Below are 18,809 nucleotides of genomic sequence, written 5' to 3'. Positions count from 1 at the left end.
TCATACCCTAAAATTACCATTCTCATTCATCAACTATAAAATCTTTTGCATATGAACTTGTTCGATAGTCTTATTAAAGCCCAGTTCATTTAAAGCATTTAAAAGAACTGTATCTCGATTTGGATAATTAATAACATGGCGTTTAACACCATCGCGATCCAACTTAAAAATTTTATGTAAAAACGTTAACATTAAGAGTAAATCATATTCTAAAATGGGTTCAATTCCAACTTGATACAGCTGAACTGACTCCACATTGCCGTAAACATCATACCGTTCCTTTGTCATAGCATACCCAATTGGTCGTTCCCTGTCATATAAAATATAACCGATTCCTTCCTTTAAACTCTCCATCTGATTCTGCCAAGGCATGTCTTGCTGAAAAAATGAAAGTGATCGTATCTTTTCTCTTGGAACTCTAACACATTCTAATTCGTAATCATGAATAACCGTGATATCTTGATTCTCTTGAGGCCCTGCATAAAAACCCAAACGTTCTATTAACTCATAACCATGTTTTTCATATAGATTAATGGCTCTTTCATTTGTCGTTATGGCTTCAAGATTAGCGACGTTAACACCTTGTTCGTGATATACCGCTTGTACTTCTTCTATAAGCGTATGACTCAGCCCCGTCCCTCTAAACTCTGGAAGGATACCTGTACCACCGTTCCATGCATAAACTTTGTCATCATGCTTCCTAAAACCATTCATTACAATCGCTACGGGTGAGTCAGCATCTAATGCTATAATCGATGCCTCGGCGACTAAATCCTCTGTCACCATACGCCTTAAAAACGTTTGTGTATCCATGGTAACATCGACTGAGTAACCTTCAAATCCACGATTCCAGACAGAAACCACTTCACTTAACGAACAATCCGAAACTTTTTTAAATTTAATTTGGGTCATTATGATCACATCCTATTGTGTTACTTTAAACAAAAGCATTTATAAATCCTGCTTTTCTGCTGTTTTTCCTAAAAAAATCATTTCAACATGAGGGATGCCATCTTCTAAAAACTCATCAGAAATGGTTTGAAATCCGCAGTTACCGTAAAATTGTTGTAAATGAGCTTGCGCTTCGATTTTGACATTTGAGTCACTATACGTTTGACTAATATATTCTAGGGCTCGATTAATTAATTCTGTTCCAATTCCAGTTCTTCTCGTACTGTCATGAGTAATGACACGTCCAATTGAAGCTTCTTCAAATTTTACATTTGGTGGGATGATGCGACAATAGGCCAAAATTTGTCCCTCATTAATCAAGTACAGATGTCGTGATTCTTGGTCATATCCATCTATTTCTGGATATGGACAATTCTGTTCAACGACAAATACATCTACTCGAAGTTTTAGAATATGATACAATTCATCGTTTGTTAGTTCACTGAATGACTTATTTTCCCAGTTCATGGTGTCACCTCTTTATATGTAAATATAGAAAAACGCACGTAAATGAATATTTACGCGCGTTTAAAGTCAGTTTGTTAACGTATATTATTTAGCAACAACGTTAGCTGCTTGTGGTCCACGATCGCCTTCAACGATTTCGAACTCAACGTTTTGACCTTCAGCTAAAGTTTTGAAACCGTCTGCTTGAATTGCTGAGAAGTGTACGAATACGTCATCTCCGTCTGGACGCTCGATAAATCCAAAACCTTTTTCTGCGTTAAACCATTTTACTGTACCTGTCATTTAAAATGACCTCCTTAAAAGTATTACGACAAAACAATTGAATCTTGTTACTTTGACTTCCTTAAAGAGGTCATTCAGTAAACATCGATCCCAATTACTTCGTTCAATTTATACTTTACTCTTTTTGTTCAGAAAAAGCAAGTGATTCGACACACATTACATTTTCTTTACATGTTTACTATAACTTGTATCATGGTCTGACAGTATGCTACAATTCATACTCGAAACCTAATATTTATTTACAAAAGGAAGTGTTATTGAATGAAGAAGTTCTTAACAGCGATTTTATTCGTGATGTTAACGGCTTTCTTAGCTGCCTGCGGAGGCGACAGCGAAGGAGAAAATAATTCAGAAGAAACCAATCAAGAAGAACAAAATGGTGAAGAGAATAACCAAGAAAATAATAAAGAAGGTAATGAAGATACGACTGCTACAAAAGATATAGAAGACGATCAAGTAGTTGCTAAAGTTAATGGCACTGAACTACTAGGAGCTGACCTTAAATCAAGCGTTAGTTTCTTTGAACAACGATACCAACAAATGGGACAAGACCCATCGAAAATGGCTGATCAAATTCAAAAACAAGCTTTAGATAATTTAATTAGCATTGAACTAGTAAAACAAGCAGCAAAAGAACAAGGCATTAAACCTAGTGAAGATAAAATTCAAGAAGAATATAAGAAACAAATCGATCAAGTTAAAGAAGCAACTGATTTAGAGAGCGAAGAAGAAATTCTAAAAGAAAATGACACTTCTGAAAAAGAAGTTAAAGAAAATATTCGTCAGAACTTAATTACAACGAAGTACCTTGAACAAAATGTTGAAGAGCCTAAAGTAACTGATAAAGACCTACAGAAGGCTTATGACAGTTATAAAAAGGCTATGGAGCAACAAGGACAAAAAGTTGATAAAAGCCTAGAAGATATGAAAGACCAGTTAAAACAACAAGTTAAAAATCAAAAGTCTAGTGAAAAAGAAATGGAACACTTAAAACAGCTTCGTGAAAAAGCTGAAGTTGAAATCTTAATTTAATGTTAACTTAGCTACCGCAAAATTGCGGTAGCTATTTTGTTAACATAAAAACTGTCATAAACGTTAGTGCTTGTTGCATATCTTCTGATAAACTGCCGACATGTTTTAAATCCACACCTCGCTTATATACCTTCTCTTGATCTAAAACATTTAAGGATTGCTCTTTGGCTAGCTGTTCGAACTCCCACGGCATCATGGTATTCATGATCACACTTTCACCATACAAGCGGTTATAGCTATTAGCTCTTGGTGCTGCTGTTGGTCCTAATATTCCGATACATAATGTTCCGCCAGGTTTGACAACTCTGGAAACTTCATTAAATGCTTTAATTGGAACTTCTGCCCATTCTAGTGCATTAATAGCCATTAAAGCATCAAAAGATTGGTCTTCAAACGGTAACTTCATCATGTCAGCTTGTTGAAATGATAATCGGTCTTGTTCTTTTGTTAATCGACTTTGACATAACTTGACCATTTCATCAGATAAATCGACGCCCGATACATCATAACCTTCTTTCCACAGTTTATATGACCCATAACCATCTCCGCATCCTAGATCTAACACTTTAGAATTCGGCTCAACATATTTTGTAAAGAAAGGAACAATTGATTTTCTGCTTCCTTCATCCCACATGTTTTGACTTCTTGAATTCCAAAACGTTGCATTATGATTCCACATTATTTTTGCTTGCTCATGCCATGTATTAGCCATTAGTACGCCTCCTAAATGTATGATTGATCTTTTCCGTACTGAATAAGTGCTTCGTACGGATCGCCTGCTATCCCTAATACCTTACAAAAAGCAGGCTCCGTTTTATACCCACGCTGTTTAAGTGAGATCATTTTTGGTTTTAATTCAGGATTCTTTAGTAAAATTTTTTTCTCAATAACCATATGTAAATAAGCATACTGCTCATGTACTGGTACGTCTTGACCAAATAGCTCAAATTCAAATCCTTTATAAACAAAGTTAGCTTTAACAACATGCTTTCCTCTTATTATTTTTCTATTGATCTTAAAATAGGGTTGATCACTATACAGAAGCTTTATCTTATCTTCAAAAGACGTTAAGTCTTTCACTTCCATTATGATGTCTAAATCAGAAGTTGACACGTCTATTCCAAGCGGGATTGTTCCACAAAGCTCAGGTTTGTATTCACTTAATTGATTACAAATATCTAATTTTTTAATAGCATCTATTGCCTCTTCTTTACGCTTCAATCTAAGTACTCCCATACATCAAATTCACAAATGACTCATATATTCTACTATTCTTTCATATTGTGTAAATTAACTTCACTTTCGTACACTATTAAAAAGGAGTGCATAACGATGAAGAAAGTCCTTCCTTTATTGATTCTACTAACGGCTATCTTTTATATTTTTATTTTACCTGAATCCCCTCTTGCCATAAAGCTACTGTTTAAAGCATTGCCAATGGTACTCATGATTATCTATGCTCTTATAAACCTTCCAAAACAACGCTTTTTTATACATTATGCTGTGGTTATTGGTTTAATTTTTAGTTTAATTGGTGACGTAACATTACACTGGTTTGTCATTGGTCTTTCGGCATTTTTGCTCGGTCACATTTTCTATATGGCTGGTTTTATCACAAAGTTCAAGCCATCCTTAGTTCGTGGTATGACTATTGTTCCACTCGTCATATATAGCTATATTTTGGGAAACGGCATCCTTAACTCCTTAACAGACAGTTCTCTAAGTTTCCCTATTACATTATACATTATAGTAATATCTGCTATGGCATGGACAGCCATTATGACGAGAAACCTCTATGCTGCTATTGGAGCTGTATTGTTTGTGATATCAGATTCGATTTTAGCTTGGAACTTATTTGTCACAACAATTCCTTTATCAAGTATTTTAGTTATGAGTACTTATTACTCGGCACAATTTTTGATAGTCTTTAGTTTAAGATCATACGATTCATAACATGATTGACAGGCCAGGTAGTTAGAAAGTCGCATGAAATTGTGTTAAAATTTAGATAAGTTTTGATAAAGGGGCGTTTACTAATTGAAAAAGGTGATGATTATTCTTTTGTTAGGATCTTTCATTCTAACATTAGCCGCCTGCGATGATACTTCAGATGATGAAAAAGAGTTAAAAGAATTCGTGACAGACTATAAGTCGAAACTTTATAATATCGAAAACCCTAACTTATTAAATGAAAAACATCCTACTAAAGTAAGTCAAAAATTCTCTAGGAAAATTGAACCTTATGAGACTAATGAAGTTCTTGAGGATTTAACCCTTAATCGTCAGTTAATCATCATCCCCCAAATAGCTCAAGCACTTGGGAAAAAAGTGAAGCTACAAGATATATCATTAGAAAAGGTAAAGGAAAACGAGGATGGATCTATCAACTATGACTATACGATGAAAATTAAGTACTATGATGACGAATCTGAAAACATCGTTAAAAAAAATGGTGAACTGACTACGATTAATAACGACAATGGATGGAAAATCACACGAGATTGGGAAAACCACACTAAATTTGAAAAAGAAGCAATGCAACAGTATTTGGAAGCACAGCATGACTCTAATTAAAGTGAAAAGGAATTAGTGATGAAATCAATTAAAATTTATTCCCTCATCTTATTAGCCTTGTTGACTGTAGGTTTAGGTATTTACATTACGTTATACCACTCAAATATAATCAATGATCGTTATGAGCAGGTAACAATTATTAAAAATGGTGAAATAACCGAGACGATACATAATTTAGACAGAATAAATAACATCATTGAACAAATTAACAGTCAACCAAGAGATTTTTATTATAATAATTCTGGGCTTAAATATGATTATTTACCACACGGACGAATGATCTTTGAAAATGATAAAAACCAAAAGATATTAACGCTCGTCTATAAAAAGAATGACCAAGCGAACGTGATTTCTGATTATTGGGAAGTGCAAACTCATTTTAACTTTGGAAAAGATAAATAATTGCCTAAGACCATTCATTGTCTTAGGCAATTTGTTTAAGTTCTGTCTTTTAGCTCTTTAATTCTTTTTTTAATTTCATCTCGTACGTCACGAAATACTTGATTCACTTCTTCTTCTGTACCCTCAGCCTTAGCTGGGTCAGTTAACCCCCAGTGTTCAGATTTAACATTTGGTGGTAATACTGGGCAGTTCTCACGAGCATCTCCGCAAAGCGTAATGACTAGATCGGTTTTGTTTAAGAGATTCTGATCAATGACAGATGATTCCTGATCAGATATGTCTATCCCAATTTCATCCATGATCTCGACCGCTTTAGGATTAAGGCCATGCGCTTCTATCCCTGCACTATAGACCTCCCAATGATTTCCTAATATGTCTTTTCCTAATCCTTCAGCCATTTGACTACGGCATGAGTTACCTGTGCATAAAAAATATAATACTGGTTGATCAGACATTCTGAATCCCTCGCTTTGTTAAATCAATAATAATGATACATACAACCCTAGTAAGGTGAAAAACAATACTGGAATGGTTAGAATAATTCCGACTTTAAAATAATATCCCCAAGAGATATGAATCCCCTTTTTAGATAGAACATGTAGCCATAATAGAGTGGCTAGTGAACCAATTGGTGTAATCTTAGGCCCTAAATCACTTCCGATTACATTTGCGTAAATTAAGGCTTCTCTTATAGAACCAGTTGTATTCGTCTCTGCAATGGCTAAAGCATCGATCATAACAGTTGGCATATTGTTCATGATGGACGATAATATGGCAGCAATAAAGCCCATCGACATAGTCGCAGCCAGTAATCCATAATTGGCTGCAGAATCTATGACTTGTGCTAGTAAATCTGTCAGTCCAACATTACGAAGTCCGTAAACGACGACATACATCCCGATAGAGAAAAACACGATATCCCATGGGGCACCTTTTACAACTTCAGTCGTAGGAACAGCTGGGCTTCTTTTGGCCATCCATAAGAAGAATAATGCAATAACTCCAGCTACAAACGATACTGGAATCTCTAGAAATTCACTGACAAAATATCCAATTAATAGGATGCCTAAGACAACCCAGGATAAGCGGAACATTTTCTGATCTTTGATCGCTTCATGAGGTTGTTTGAGTTTAGATAAATCGTAATCCTTAGGTAGTGATTTTCTAAAGAATAAATAAAGAACAATTATACTGGCTAATAAAGAAAATAAGTTCGGAATAACCATACGAACTAAATATTCTGTAAAACCTAATCCAAAAAAGTCAGCTGATACAATGTTGACTAAGTTACTAATAACTAATGGTAATGAAGTGGTATCAGCGATGAATCCACTTGCCATAATAAATGGCAAAATCATAGCCTCTTTAAAATTCAATGCTCGAACCATTGATAATACGATTGGCGTTAAGATTAGTGCGGCACCATCATTGGCGAATAATGCTGCTACTGCTGCACCGAGTAACGTAACATAAATAAACATTTTAAGGCCGCTTCCCTTGGCCATACGAGCCATGTGAAGAGCCGCCCACTCAAAGAACCCAATTTCATCTAGTATTAATGAAATAAGTATGATTGCTACAAACGCTAATGTTGCGTTCCAGACAAGATCTGTAACTGCAATGACATCACCAAATGTCACGACTCCAAATATGAGTGCTAAGATAGCACCCCCACAAGCTGACCAGCCAATCCCTAAGTTTTTGGGCTGCCAGATGACAAGCGTAAGTGTGATTAAGAAAATCAGACTTGCTGCTAAAATATCCACGTAAAACTCCCTCTCTAGTCACAAATGATGCGTAAATTATTGTTAGAAAGCTCTTCAAGTTCCTTTTTCCCATTAGGTAAATAACCTAAAATATCATTGATTATTTCAATGGCTGGATGCTCACGGTTTATTGAATAAAACACCCAATGCCCTTTTCTCTTTTCATTAATTAATTTAGCATCCTTTAACTTTCTAAGATGCTGACTGATGGCGGGCTGGGATAATTCAAGTAATTCCACCAATTCACAAACACAACATTCATCCACATTCACATAACGCATTATGGATAAACGGGTGCGATCGCCCATAAGTTTAAGAATTTTAGCTACCTCTTCAACTTCAAGGTATGTCTTTTCCATTGCATCACCCACTTATATAAGTTATTGCTTATATAATAATATAATTGTTTTAATTAACTTTCAACTGTATTTATATAAACTTCAAAATTTATTTACATATTCTCAGTACAAATCACTTACAATCTAGTAAAATTCATAATATAATCTTTTTTGAATAAAAGTAGGTGTGTACATGAAAAAAATTAATGAGAACTTATTAATATTTATTTGGGTTGTTGCACTAGTCGCAACATTAGGCTCACTCTACTTCTCAGAAATTAAACTCTTTGAACCATGTAAATTTTGCTGGGTCCAGCGGATTTTTATGTATCCGATGGTGATCATTTTATTTGTGGGTATTGCCCTTAAAGACATTAAAGTGGTTTACTATACCATCACATTGTCTCTTATCGGCTTCTTGATATCGACTTATCATTATTCCATTCAAAAAGTGGAAGCATTACAACAATCATCACCAGCGTGCGGACAGGTTTCTTGTACTGGCGCTTATATTAATTGGTTAGGCTTTATCACGATTCCATTTTTAGCTGGACTAGCTTTCTTGATCATTTTATTTACATCAATTTTTGTTTTAAGGAATATTAAGGAGGATTAATATGAAAAAACTCATTATATTTGGCGTTATCATTGTAGCTCTATTCGCTGCAACGGCTGTTTTGACAAATATGGCTCAAGAAGACGTTAGTGAGGACAACCCATATGGGAAATCACAATTAGATCAAGCGACAATAGATTTATTAGATGATCCTCATTATCAAAACATCATTACTCCTAATCAGCTCCAAGAAAAGCTTGATGCTGGTGAAGATGTAACGGTATATTTCTTTAGCCCAACTTGTAAATATTGTCGTGAAGCAACTCCACGATTAATGCCACTTGCAGAAGATATGGGTGTAGAAGTTCAGCAGTATAATGTGTTAGAGTTTGAGGAAGGTTGGAATGAATATAACATTGAAGCAACACCAACCTTAGTCCGATTTGAAAACGGTGAAGAAGTTGCCCGAGTGAAAGGTGCTGTTCCGACTGAACAGTTCGAAGCATTTTTTAATGAGCACGTGGTTGAATAATTATTTAAGAGCGATTCCTTGGTGGGGATCGCTTTTTTTAATCTCTTTTCTCAATATCAAAATTTATGGGACTCTAGAAAATGTTTATGAGACATTAGGGGCAAAGATGAGGAATCGAATTTTGTCGAAAATGGGTATTCGTCTTATTTTATGAGACATTCAATCAAGTTTATAGGACATTCCAGCTAATTTATGAGACATTCATACATTAACAAGAATAAGAAAAACCCAGCTAGTTTTTACTAACTGGGGCTTAGTCTATTCATTGCTGATTGTCTGAATCATCATCGTCGTCTTTTTTATGACGATCAGGCATTGGGTCAACTTTATGATTGTAAGCATAACCCTTAGAAATGGCAAACACTGTTAATGCCAATACACCTAATACAATCGCAATTGAAATGATAAGAACTTTTAACATCTTTAAACACCTCTATTGATTTGAGTTGCGACGTTTACGGTTCCCTTTTTGTCCTCTGTTGTTTGATCGGCGATCATCGCGCCTGCGACCTCCACCTTGTTTACGATCACCTTGCCTGCCGCGGCGACCACGGTTACGGTTGCCACCGCCGCCTTTACCGCCTTTATGACCTACTTTTTTCACTCTTAATGGTGAAACGGCAGTCAATTTAACCGGTGTGCGGTCTGGTTCTTTAGCTAATAACTTTATTGCAGCTGCAACTACGTCAACGGAGTGATACTCGTCTAATAAATTCTCAGCTACACGTTTATACTTTTGTAGATCTTGCTCCTCAATCGCATTGAGTAATTCATCACGAGTTGCTTTTTGTATACCTTCTAAAACATCATCATATGAAGGAACTATTTTACGAGTCATTTTATGCTTTGTTAGTTCTTCAATATTCTTTAGATGTTCAAATTCTCTTGGTACTACGAATGTGATGGCTTGACCTTTGTTACCTGCACGGCCTGTTCGTCCGATTCTGTGAACATAGCTTTCAGGGTCCTGAGGTAAATCAAAGTTGTAAACATGTGTAACACCTGAAATATCTAAACCACGTGCTGCAACATCTGTTGCAACTAGTATGTCCGTTGTCTGATCTTTAAAACGTTTTATCGCACGTTCACGTTTTGCTTGAGTAATATCTCCGTGAATACCCTCAGCAGAATAGCCACGTTTTAATAAACCTTCTGTTAATTCGTCAACACGCTTTTTTGTACGACCAAAGATGATGGCCAGTTCAGGCGATTCGATATCTAAAAGCTTACATAACACATCGAACTTTTGAGGCTCTTTTACTTCTAAATAAAACTGCTCAATATTCTCAACAGTCAGTTGCTTTGATTTTGTACGAATAACTTCTGGTTGATCCATAAATCGTTCAGCTAAGTTCTGGATTCGTTTCGGCATCGTTGCAGAAAATAGAAGTGTTTGGTATTTTGAAGGAATTTCAGCCATAATAGCTTCAATATCTTCAATAAAGCCCATGTTTAACATTTCGTCAGCTTCATCCAGCACTAACGTGTGAATTTCATCTAAACGAATCGTTTTACGACGAATATGGTCCAATAAACGACCAGGTGTCGCCACCACAATCTGAGGACGCTTCTTCAACGCTTTAATTTGACGTTGAATGTCTTGCCCACCATAGACTGGAACGGTTCTAACACCTTTGTTCTGTCCAATTCTGTTTAACTCTTCACCAACCTGAATGGCTAGTTCACGGGTTGGTGCAATGACTAGACCTTGAACCTTTGATTGGCTCATGTCCATTTTCTCGATCATTGGAACACCAAATGCTGTTGTTTTCCCTGTACCTGTTTGTGCTTGTCCAATCATATCCCGGCCTTCTAATGCAACCGGAATAGCTTTCTCTTGAATCGGTGTTGGATTCTCAAAACCCATATTCGATAGTGCTTTGACAATTTCTTCACCAATATTAAAATCTTTAAATGCGATCAATCTGTTTCCTCCTAAAAATTAAGTAAAATTATCTTGATTATGAAAAACTCGTCTGACTTTCCTTTTAGGCATGGACTAAAAAGAACACGTCATATATTCTAAAAATAGCTTTCCTTAATATAGATAATTTTATGAAGGAATACTAAATCAAAATTAATCTCCGAACTTTTCATAAGACAATTCAGTATAACTGTTTCAGTCATTAAAAGTCAACTTTTTAATCATCAAGGAGCTCCGAAGCCAACTGTTCAATGATCATATCATCCATAGGTGGATTATGAAGTCCAGCTCTAACATCACGATAGTAGCGTTCGAAGGGATATGATTTAGATAATCCTCTTCCACCTGCAACACGCATTGCCAAATCAACTACTTTATTTGCATCATTTGTTACAGTTACTTTAACAACTGCTAGTTCCTTAGCCAATTGATGACGACCATCAGGATGACGGTCCCATTCTTCAGCAACACGGTATAAATACGTTCTTGCGCGTCTTAAAATCATATTCATCTCACCGATCTTCTGACGAATATGAGATACCTTAGATATGGGATGGTCTAAACTGTTGGGCTTAAAGTCTTTTGCAAATAGGACTGCATCATTCAAAGCCGCTTGGGCAATTCCTAAATAACAAGCTGGAATGTGCAATAGCCACCCTTTGGGACCTGACCGCTTCCCTTTTAATTCAACTAAACTGTCCTCACTTAATTTTACATTTGATAAAACTAGGTCATCACTCGCTGTACCGCGCATACCCAGTGTATCCCAGGTTTGATCTACAGACACACCTTTGCTTTTCATATCGACTACAAACCATCCGATTTGTTCTTCGTCTTCTATCCAGGCTGCAACAATTGCATAATCTAATACTTCCGCCATAGTGGTGAATGTTTTTCGTCCATTTATTATAAAACCTTTTTCCACCTTTTTAGCAACAGTTTCAGGACGACCGCCGCGTGTTGGACTCCCTGTGTTCTTTTCCGTTGAAGCGCGATTAAATAATTTTTGTTCCTGAGCCTTTCCTGCAATCCATTTAAAATGTTCTTGTGACCAGAGGTTTCCTTCTTTTAACTCCATTAATATCCCATTATGCCAACCTACAGATAAAGCAGTTGCAGCATCTCCTTCAGCAATCTTCTCTTGCATTAGTAACCATTCGTACAAGGATAAATCCATACCCCCATATGTTTCGGGTAATACTAATGACAAGTATTGATGATTCTTTAATGTCTGTACCGTTTCATTTAAAAAGCGGCCTTCACGATCAGCTTTATTCGCATGTTCTTTTAATTCAGATGATAATTGTTCCGCTCGCTTATATAAGTCAATATGTCGTTCGTTTTTTAAAAATAACTGTTGATTTTGTGACATTATGTTAAGCTCCCTTCTTAAGTATAAGATATCATATGTCTATACTAGGGATTAGCTTAATACAATTACACAAAATTTTAAAATGTTTAGATTTAATTAACAGTAGGAAAAATAATGAGAGAGGATGGTGATTCAAGTGAAAGGAATTCGTTTTATCAATTACCTCATTAATCTCGTGATTGGTTTAGTGCAATTGATTCTAGGCCTTCGAATTATTTTGAAGTTATTTGGGGCATCTGTATCGGCTCCATTTGTCGAGTGGACATATAATACTAGTGAACCTTTACTACACCCGTTTGAAGGGATCTTTCCGACTAAAGTGTTAGATGGGACATTCGTGGTCGAATTCTCCGCTATATTTGCCTTTTTGATCTATACGATCATTGGCTATTTCCTTACGAGTCTTATTTTGGGGTTTGACCGTAAGTGGAATAGTCAAAGGTAGTCACATGACCAGCAAAATTGCCCGGTTAAGTGATTTTACAAGTAGAATGGTTCCCTACTTGTAGGCACGCACGGTACGTTATGTGACCGTGCGTTTTTTTATATGTTCTTTAAATGATAGAGCTAATAGACCCATGACTAATAAAACTAGGCCGAAGCTAGCTATGACACTTATTTTTTCGTTAAGAACACAGACTCCTAATAAGGTTGCTGTTAATGGTTCAGCTAGTGCTAATGTGACTGCAGTTGAGGCTGTGATACCTTTTAAACCTCTTGCAAACAACACATAGGAAAGCGCAGTTGCTACAATGCCAAGATGTAGAACTGAAATCGCTCCTGACCGCTCTAATGTCCAAGTCAAATCAGATGTTAATAGGATCGGGAGGAGCATAATTGCTGCCGTTGTAAAAACTAAAGCAACGACGACATCTGGTGGATGCTTAGCTACTAATGTTTTACTTACGAACGTGTAAGTAGCAAACGACCCACCAGCAGCTAAAGAGTATAACATGCCGAATGGATTAAATGTTACCTCCTCACCAGATTGAAGTAGTAACACACATCCAATAACGGCAAAAATCGTTGAAAGCAACCATACCCAATCTGGAAATCGTTTATAAAAAAACAGTTCTATAAATCCTGCAAAAATTGGGGCACTACAGATGGCAACAACTGTTCCAATTGCAACACCCGTTAAATCGACCCCTGTGAAAAAGAACGGTTGATATAATGCCATCGCCAATGCACTTACTAATAAGGGCATTTTTGGAATGCTTTTGAAATCAATATTCTTTTGAAGACTAATGTATACAAATAATGCGCCTCCTCCAATGAAGAGACGCAATGCACCAACCGTTAAAGGATTCGCTTTATCAGGTGCAAGAGCTTGAGCCGTTCCTGTTGTTCCCCAAAGCACAGCAGCTAATAATACGAGTAATACGTTTATCTTCATAAATACACCCTAATCTAAATGTCGTTCGTACAAAAGATAAGATGCTAATCGATACAGTAAATAAACGGCCACTAATATAATTAGCAAATATTTTAACGGATCCTGTATAAACATAATTGGAATTAGTGCAATTAAAACTATGACGGACATAACGTTAGAGTATTTTCCATTAAGAGGCGTGTTGCTAACAAATAATGATGAAAAACTTTTAATTCGTTCTACATAACAATCTTTACAATAAGTTGTTAATTTTAATAATGCTGTTGTGGTAACCAAGTCATTTTTAGACGTGATTGTTTTACCACATTCCTCACAAATAGCTTTTTTTCCCATAATTGTTCCCCCAGTCTTTCTTATTAAATTCTACCATTTTTCAAAAATTAGGGGAAGAAATGACTGTTAAAAAGGGTTTGTTGCCCATTGTAAGGATTGCTTTATAAAAATTCGTTGATTTAATTTAAGCTGAGCAACCATATATTCTGCTAAATCCTCAGGTTGCATATACTTATCTTCATTTTTTTCATCTAATTGATCTCCAAAAACAAGCTCTGTTGCAACAAGGCTTGGGTTCATTGTAAATACTCGAATATTATAAGGTCGCACTTCTTGCATAAGTGCTTCACTCATACCTTGAACGGCAAATTTTGAAGCGCTATAAGCAGAAGACCCAGCTGTTGCTTTTAGTCCATTACTAGATGATATGTTAATAATGTCACCTTTATTTTTTTCTATCAAATCTGGAAGAACGGCACGCGTGACATAGTAAGTACCAAAAACGTTGACTTCAATAGGCCTTTTCCATTCATCTGGATCTGCATCAACTAAATTCCCTTTTGAACCAACACCTGCATTATTGATTAGAATGTCAGCTTTGCCAAGGCGATTTCTAAGTTGGTCGATCGACTTGTTCACGGCATCCATGTCAGAAATGTCGACCGCTTCATACTCTACTTTTACATCGTATTCTTTGAGTTCGTTTGCTAGCTTTTCCAGCTTTTCTTCAGTGCGTGCTATTAAGCCTACATGAACTCCCTCTTTCGCTAGTTCCCTAGCTGTTGCACGTCCAATTCCAGAACCAGCTCCAGTTACATATGCGATCTTTCCTTTAATGTTTTGACCCATGTTGATCATCCTTTCAAGTAAAGTGATATTAACGTTTTAGGTTAAAAAGAAAAGCCGCGAGCAATGATCACGGCTTATAGTCAATTGGTTTTAAGCTTTGTTCAATTTGGTCACGTCTATCTTCTAAAAACGGTGGAAGCGCTAATGACTCACCTAGATGGTCTGCATCTTCATCCGTTGCGAAACCTGGCCCATCTGTGGCAAGCTCAAATAGAATACCATTTGGCTCTCTAAAATAAACGGATCTAAAATAAAAACGATCAACAAAACCAGAGTTCCCGATTCCTATTTGGTTGAGTTCATCTAAATACTGACGAATTTTTTCTTCATTTTCTACTCGAAATGCAACGTGATGGACACCCCCGCGTCCTAAACGTTCTGGTGGTAGATCTGTTCTAACATGAATATGCAGTTCAGCTCCCGTACCACCTTCGCCTGTTTCGTACACTAGTACCTCTCTTCCTGTATCATGGTGCTTATATTCACCTGCTATAGTGAAACCCATTAATTTGGTTAAAATAGCTTCAGTCGGCTCTAAATCTGGTACGGTTAGATGAATTGGACCTAAGCCAATGATGCCATAATTAGGCTCAGCTGCACTACGTTCCCATGGCGTTCCACCTGAAACACCATGATTTGTTTCATCTGACACAAGAATCAGACGCTGGTTTTCAAAGTCTTTTAGCGGGATTACGTTTCGTCCAAACTGTTCTACAATGCCTTCATTTTCAACATCATGCTGATCTAAACGATTTTTCCAATACTTGAGTGCTTCATCATTAGGCACGCGTAAGGAAGTGGTTGAAATGCTATTATTTCCATTATGATTATGCCCTGCACGTGGTATTTCAAAGAACGTTAGCTCAGTTCCAGGATTTCCAACTTCATCTCCGTAAAACAAATGATACACGGACGGATCATCTTGGTTAACGGTCTTCTTCACCATTCTCATTCCTAATATTTTCGTATAAAAGTCAACATTCTTTTGAGCATTTGCCGTGATGGCTGATAAGTGGTGAATTCCTAAAAGATGCATATATAAGCCCCTTCCTGAAAGCTTCTTGTTAGATTTATCGTAACAAAATGTATCTTGAATTTAAAATAAATACTACTTTTCTTTATAAATACTTTGATAAAAATCAATAGTTTCAGGGTAAACCGTTCCCTCGTGTGCATATCCATTCGCATACTCTACTTTTAAGTCGACACTTAACACTTGATCTGCAGGTTCAACCACTACGTAATATAGGTTAGGATCATTTACGGTTTGATGTTCCTGGTTTTCAATGACTGATGGAAGGTCTCCTTTTGTGATTTCTTTACTCTCTTTTTTACCGTCTACATATTGATAAATGGCTGTGATCTTTTTAATCTTAAAAAACGGCAAATCCCGTTCGTCTATGTGGTCAAATCCAAGAATTGTAAAGTTGTCTCCTTGATGACGATCTCTTATTTCGAGATGCGCTGGCGTGTGCAGATCCGGCGGGAGAGGCTGAATGTTCGAGGTGCGGTTGACATCACCTTCACTTAGAATTTGATACTCATATTCTTTAAAAGGTTGGGCCTTAATAGAAGCAACAAAATTATTACCTTCGCTCTTTTCAGCGGTTACTTTTTGCCAATTTTTATCTCTTTCTCTATAGACAACACTTATCTTCGCTTTATTTTCAATTTCTTTAAATGACCAGTTTATATTTACTGCAACCAAGCTGGCATTTGATTTTTCAAGGTTAACATCATATTGAGTATCTGTAATCCACTCACTGTTTTCTTTCATATTATGTATTTCATGATTAATTGAACTGACACTACTATCGACTGAACGGATTGAATTGATGACATTTTGTTCAATTTGGTTATGACTCTCAGACAGTTTAAGTTCCAAACGAATAAAGAAAAAGATATTTAATAAAATAATCAATCCTAAAACGCTATACGTTATTTTCTGATGACGATTCATTTAATCCCCCTTTTCGTTGTAAAAAAGGCGCTTCCTACAAGTAAGACCCACCAACTTTTTCCTATTATATCATTTGATTCTATTGTATAGAACGATATTCTAACTATAGTTTTATCCAAAATCGATTAACAATGGTCCCATCTTGTTCAGTATAAGACTGATCTTGAATACCACCATTGTTCATAATCACTTTTTTTGATCCAATATTATCGTCATTGCACGTGATTAAAGCTTTTTGAATTCCCATCTTCTTTAGATGTCTTAAACACTCTTTTAACATAAATGTTGCATACCCTTTTCCTCGTTCAGTTGGTCTAACGCCATACCCGACATGCCCTCCGATTTGAAGCAATGTTTTATTAAGTTCATGGCGCATATTGCAGCTTCCTAGAATTCGTCCTTCTTCATTCACAAGAAAATAAGTCGTGTTAGCAACCCAGCCTTCACGAATGATACCTTGCGATTCGTTTTGCCATCGTTTAACATACGCTTCGTATTGGTCATTAACTTTCCTTAAAGTAGTAGGCACAACTTTTTCATTATGTTTTTCCCATTCTCTTAGGTATTCATAAAATGATTCTTTTAGTTCAAGTGTTGGTTTTACCAATTTCATATTGACCCTCCTCACTCTTTTTATCGACCCTTTTATGTGATTTATCGACCCCAATCACTGGTTTTTCTACCCATTTTCATAGTTTATCTAACTTTTTTGCCATTTTATCTACCCTTCACTGCGATTTATCGAACTATTGATATGAAAAAAGTGAGCTTCTTCAGCTCACTTTTTACTAATTTACTATTTCCCATTCCTCCACAGGTCCATCGATGACTTTAAACAACGGATGCGGAATAATGTCTTTTGCGACTAATGTTTTTAATTTTTTTAAACGATTAGGGTCTCGCTGTCTTAACTTAGCACGTAAATGTGCCCATTCATATTCAAGTTGCCCTGTCGTTACCATTAATTGTTCGCCTGGTTCAACTTTAATAATTTTAGAATGATCAAAGTTATAACCACGCGCTTTTGCTTCAATATACACATATTCTAAGTAGATTCCTATTGCTTGCATAGGATCAGCTTGTTCACGAAACCTGACTAGCTGAGGGTGTTTCTTGTAGCCTTTTGTTTCTCCAAGCAACACTTTTTGAGCTAATAAAGACTCGCGCCAGCAAGCAACTAACCCTTTTGCATCTAAATATCTTGGATGAATGGACCATAAACGCACTTTGCATCAACCTCTATATCATTTGATCTAAACGTTTAAATTCTAACTCTTGGAACTTTTCCATCGCCCGGTTGCGATTAATACGAAATTCTGCATCTTTAAGATCACAAGTGACTCCAGCTTCACAGTAGATCTCAGCCAACTTGCGTGATAGATAAACCATTTCAAGATCTGTTTCAAATTTAGAACGTTGAGCTTTTGTTAGTGAATCTAGGTTAGCTAAAATATTATCGAGTGAACCGTGCTGTTTTAATAGTTTTAAAGCTGTTTTTTCACCAATTCCTCGTACACCTGGATAATTATCTGAAGAATCCCCCATCATCGCTTTTAACTCAATCATTTGCTGCGGTGTAATTCCTTTTTCTTCTGTAAATCGTTCAGCATGGTAAATATCATAATTACCATAACCTTTTTTTAGGAGGACAACATTCACATTTTGATCAAGTAACTGTAAAATGTCCTGATCTCCTGTCAAAATATAAACCTCTGAATCTTGTTTATAGTGATTGGCCAGCGTACCGATACAATCATCGGCTTCGTAGCCAACTTCCCCGACATTCGGGATATCCATTGCTTCTGTTACTTCTTTAACAAGATCGAACTGAGGAACTAACTCCTCTGGCGGAGCACCTCGATTGGCTTTGTATTCAGAGTAAAGGTCATTTCTGAACGTATGACTTCCCATGTCCCAGCATGCAACCACATGAGTTGGTTTAAAAGTATTTGTAGCTGTAAGTAAATGTCTAACAAAACCATGAATGCCATTTGTCGGAATCCCTTTACTGTTTACCATAAAATAACCCGACATGGCTGTTGAGTAGAATGCTCGGATTAGTAGAGCCATCCCATCAACTAGTAATACTTTATTTTTATCCATTTTAAATCCTCCATTATTTAAAGACACTGTG

General features: G+C 36.3%; 26 protein-coding genes. 7 read left to right on the top strand and 19 right to left on the bottom strand.

Annotated elements, in window-relative coordinates:
- Positions 1 to 33: 33 nt before the first annotated feature.
- From ACFSW4_RS03825 to ACFSW4_RS03815, 3 genes are all read right to left on the bottom strand, one after another.
- Positions 34 to 912 carry a GNAT family N-acetyltransferase gene (locus ACFSW4_RS03825; protein WP_377327552.1) on the bottom strand — a complete coding sequence of 293 codons (879 nt, stop codon included), beginning with the start codon at positions 910 to 912 and terminating at the stop codon, positions 34 to 36.
- Between the two features lie 39 nt (positions 913 to 951).
- Entirely contained in the window at positions 952 to 1,419 is a 468-nt protein-coding gene (locus ACFSW4_RS03820; protein WP_377327550.1) for a GNAT family N-acetyltransferase, read from the bottom strand.
- A gap of 84 nt (positions 1,420 to 1,503) precedes the next feature.
- Positions 1,504 to 1,701: a cold shock domain-containing protein gene (locus ACFSW4_RS03815; RefSeq protein ID WP_054751951.1), complete on the bottom strand. Its 198-nt coding sequence runs from the start codon at positions 1,699 to 1,701 to the stop codon at positions 1,504 to 1,506.
- A 261-nt stretch (positions 1,702 to 1,962) separates the two neighbouring features.
- Between ACFSW4_RS03815 and ACFSW4_RS03810 the strand changes: the two genes are divergently transcribed.
- Positions 1,963 to 2,733 (top strand): SurA N-terminal domain-containing protein, encoded by a 771-nt coding sequence (locus ACFSW4_RS03810; protein ID WP_377327548.1) that lies wholly within the window; start codon positions 1,963 to 1,965, stop codon positions 2,731 to 2,733.
- A gap of 31 nt (positions 2,734 to 2,764) precedes the next feature.
- Here ACFSW4_RS03810 and ACFSW4_RS03805 read toward each other — a convergent pair whose 3' ends face one another.
- Both ACFSW4_RS03805 and ACFSW4_RS03800 read right to left on the bottom strand, forming a co-directional pair.
- On the bottom strand, positions 2,765 to 3,445 hold the full coding sequence (locus ACFSW4_RS03805; RefSeq protein WP_054751957.1) for a class I SAM-dependent methyltransferase: 681 nt from the start codon (positions 3,443 to 3,445) through the stop codon (positions 2,765 to 2,767).
- An 11-nt stretch (positions 3,446 to 3,456) separates the two neighbouring features.
- Positions 3,457 to 3,954: a DUF4269 domain-containing protein gene (locus ACFSW4_RS03800; protein ID WP_377327546.1), complete on the bottom strand. Its 498-nt coding sequence runs from the start codon at positions 3,952 to 3,954 to the stop codon at positions 3,457 to 3,459.
- 111 nt (positions 3,955 to 4,065) lie between these two features.
- Here ACFSW4_RS03800 and ACFSW4_RS03795 point away from each other — a divergent pair, with 111 nt between their 5' ends.
- The 3 genes from ACFSW4_RS03795 to ACFSW4_RS03785 all read left to right on the top strand — a co-directional run bounded on the left by ACFSW4_RS03795 (position 4,066) and on the right by ACFSW4_RS03785 (position 5,709).
- The gene (locus tag ACFSW4_RS03795) at positions 4,066 to 4,686 is read left to right on the top strand and encodes a lysoplasmalogenase (RefSeq protein ID WP_054751961.1); all 621 of its coding nucleotides are present in this window, start codon (positions 4,066 to 4,068) and stop codon (positions 4,684 to 4,686) included.
- Positions 4,687 to 4,770: 84 nt separating this feature from the next.
- Positions 4,771 to 5,307, top strand: coding sequence for a hypothetical protein (locus tag ACFSW4_RS03790; protein ID WP_377327544.1), 537 nt, complete (start codon positions 4,771 to 4,773; stop codon positions 5,305 to 5,307).
- Positions 5,308 to 5,325: 18 nt separating this feature from the next.
- The gene (locus tag ACFSW4_RS03785) at positions 5,326 to 5,709 is read left to right on the top strand and encodes a hypothetical protein (RefSeq protein WP_377327542.1); all 384 of its coding nucleotides are present in this window, start codon (positions 5,326 to 5,328) and stop codon (positions 5,707 to 5,709) included.
- Between the two features lie 35 nt (positions 5,710 to 5,744).
- On the opposite strand, the gene arsC is transcribed toward ACFSW4_RS03785, so the two are convergent.
- From arsC to ACFSW4_RS03770, 3 genes are read right to left on the bottom strand one after another with little or no spacing between them, the layout of a single operon-like run.
- Positions 5,745 to 6,164, bottom strand: coding sequence for an arsenate reductase (thioredoxin) (gene arsC, locus ACFSW4_RS03780; protein ID WP_377327540.1), 420 nt, complete (start codon positions 6,162 to 6,164; stop codon positions 5,745 to 5,747).
- 18 nt (positions 6,165 to 6,182) lie between these two features.
- A complete protein-coding gene (locus tag ACFSW4_RS03775) occupies positions 6,183 to 7,475 on the bottom strand; it encodes an arsenic transporter (protein WP_377327538.1) in 1,293 nt (430 codons plus the stop codon).
- 14 nt (positions 7,476 to 7,489) lie between these two features.
- Positions 7,490 to 7,834 carry an ArsR/SmtB family transcription factor gene (locus tag ACFSW4_RS03770; protein WP_054751968.1) on the bottom strand — a complete coding sequence of 115 codons (345 nt, stop codon included), beginning with the start codon at positions 7,832 to 7,834 and terminating at the stop codon, positions 7,490 to 7,492.
- Positions 7,835 to 8,006: 172 nt separating this feature from the next.
- Between ACFSW4_RS03770 and ACFSW4_RS03765 the strand changes: the two genes are divergently transcribed.
- The gene (locus ACFSW4_RS03765) at positions 8,007 to 8,429 is read left to right on the top strand and encodes a disulfide oxidoreductase (protein WP_054751970.1); all 423 of its coding nucleotides are present in this window, start codon (positions 8,007 to 8,009) and stop codon (positions 8,427 to 8,429) included.
- 1 nt (position 8,430) lies between these two features.
- Positions 8,431 to 8,901, top strand: a complete 471-nt coding sequence (locus ACFSW4_RS03760) for a thioredoxin family protein (RefSeq protein ID WP_054751972.1) — start codon at positions 8,431 to 8,433, stop codon at positions 8,899 to 8,901.
- 262 nt (positions 8,902 to 9,163) lie between these two features.
- Here the strand turns inward: ACFSW4_RS03760 and ytzI are convergent, their stop codons facing one another.
- The 3 genes from ytzI to ACFSW4_RS03745 form a co-directional block, all read right to left on the bottom strand.
- The gene (gene ytzI / locus ACFSW4_RS03755) at positions 9,164 to 9,322 is read right to left on the bottom strand and encodes a YtzI protein (protein WP_377327536.1); all 159 of its coding nucleotides are present in this window, start codon (positions 9,320 to 9,322) and stop codon (positions 9,164 to 9,166) included.
- A 12-nt stretch (positions 9,323 to 9,334) separates the two neighbouring features.
- The gene (locus tag ACFSW4_RS03750) at positions 9,335 to 10,825 is read right to left on the bottom strand and encodes a DEAD/DEAH box helicase (RefSeq protein ID WP_377327534.1); all 1,491 of its coding nucleotides are present in this window, start codon (positions 10,823 to 10,825) and stop codon (positions 9,335 to 9,337) included.
- Positions 10,826 to 11,042: 217 nt separating this feature from the next.
- Positions 11,043 to 12,197, bottom strand: coding sequence for an acyl-CoA dehydrogenase family protein (locus ACFSW4_RS03745; protein WP_377327532.1), 1,155 nt, complete (start codon positions 12,195 to 12,197; stop codon positions 11,043 to 11,045).
- A gap of 127 nt (positions 12,198 to 12,324) precedes the next feature.
- Between ACFSW4_RS03745 and ACFSW4_RS03740 the strand changes: the two genes are divergently transcribed.
- Positions 12,325 to 12,642, top strand: a complete 318-nt coding sequence (locus ACFSW4_RS03740; RefSeq protein ID WP_279401289.1) for a YggT family protein — start codon at positions 12,325 to 12,327, stop codon at positions 12,640 to 12,642.
- A 78-nt stretch (positions 12,643 to 12,720) separates the two neighbouring features.
- On the opposite strand, the gene ACFSW4_RS03735 is transcribed toward ACFSW4_RS03740, so the two are convergent.
- The 8 genes from ACFSW4_RS03735 to ACFSW4_RS03700 all read right to left on the bottom strand — a co-directional run bounded on the left by ACFSW4_RS03735 (position 12,721) and on the right by ACFSW4_RS03700 (position 18,778).
- Positions 12,721 to 13,593, bottom strand: a complete 873-nt coding sequence (locus ACFSW4_RS03735) for an EamA family transporter (RefSeq protein ID WP_377327530.1) — start codon at positions 13,591 to 13,593, stop codon at positions 12,721 to 12,723.
- A gap of 9 nt (positions 13,594 to 13,602) precedes the next feature.
- Positions 13,603 to 13,926, bottom strand: a complete 324-nt coding sequence (locus ACFSW4_RS03730) for a hypothetical protein (RefSeq protein WP_377327528.1) — start codon at positions 13,924 to 13,926, stop codon at positions 13,603 to 13,605.
- 66 nt (positions 13,927 to 13,992) lie between these two features.
- A complete protein-coding gene (locus ACFSW4_RS03725) occupies positions 13,993 to 14,715 on the bottom strand; it encodes a 3-ketoacyl-ACP reductase (RefSeq protein WP_377327526.1) in 723 nt (240 codons plus the stop codon).
- Positions 14,716 to 14,782: 67 nt separating this feature from the next.
- Positions 14,783 to 15,751, bottom strand: a complete 969-nt coding sequence (locus tag ACFSW4_RS03720) for a ring-cleaving dioxygenase (protein WP_054751980.1) — start codon at positions 15,749 to 15,751, stop codon at positions 14,783 to 14,785.
- A 72-nt stretch (positions 15,752 to 15,823) separates the two neighbouring features.
- Positions 15,824 to 16,675, bottom strand: coding sequence for a hypothetical protein (locus tag ACFSW4_RS03715; RefSeq protein WP_054751982.1), 852 nt, complete (start codon positions 16,673 to 16,675; stop codon positions 15,824 to 15,826).
- Positions 16,676 to 16,778: 103 nt separating this feature from the next.
- A complete protein-coding gene (locus ACFSW4_RS03710; protein WP_377327524.1) occupies positions 16,779 to 17,288 on the bottom strand; it encodes a GNAT family N-acetyltransferase in 510 nt (169 codons plus the stop codon).
- Positions 17,289 to 17,463: 175 nt separating this feature from the next.
- Positions 17,464 to 17,901 (bottom strand): pyrimidine dimer DNA glycosylase/endonuclease V, encoded by a 438-nt coding sequence (locus ACFSW4_RS03705; RefSeq protein WP_054751984.1) that lies wholly within the window; start codon positions 17,899 to 17,901, stop codon positions 17,464 to 17,466.
- Between the two features lie 13 nt (positions 17,902 to 17,914).
- The gene (locus ACFSW4_RS03700) at positions 17,915 to 18,778 is read right to left on the bottom strand and encodes a 5'-3' exonuclease (RefSeq protein WP_377327522.1); all 864 of its coding nucleotides are present in this window, start codon (positions 18,776 to 18,778) and stop codon (positions 17,915 to 17,917) included.
- Positions 18,779 to 18,809 lie beyond the last annotated feature (31 nt).

This window comes from Piscibacillus salipiscarius (assembly GCF_042685285.1).
Lineage (GTDB): Bacteria > Bacillota > Bacilli > Bacillales > Alkalibacillaceae > Piscibacillus > Piscibacillus salipiscarius.
Note: the sequence above shows the minus strand (reverse complement) of the source record. Positions and strands in the feature narration are given on the sequence as shown.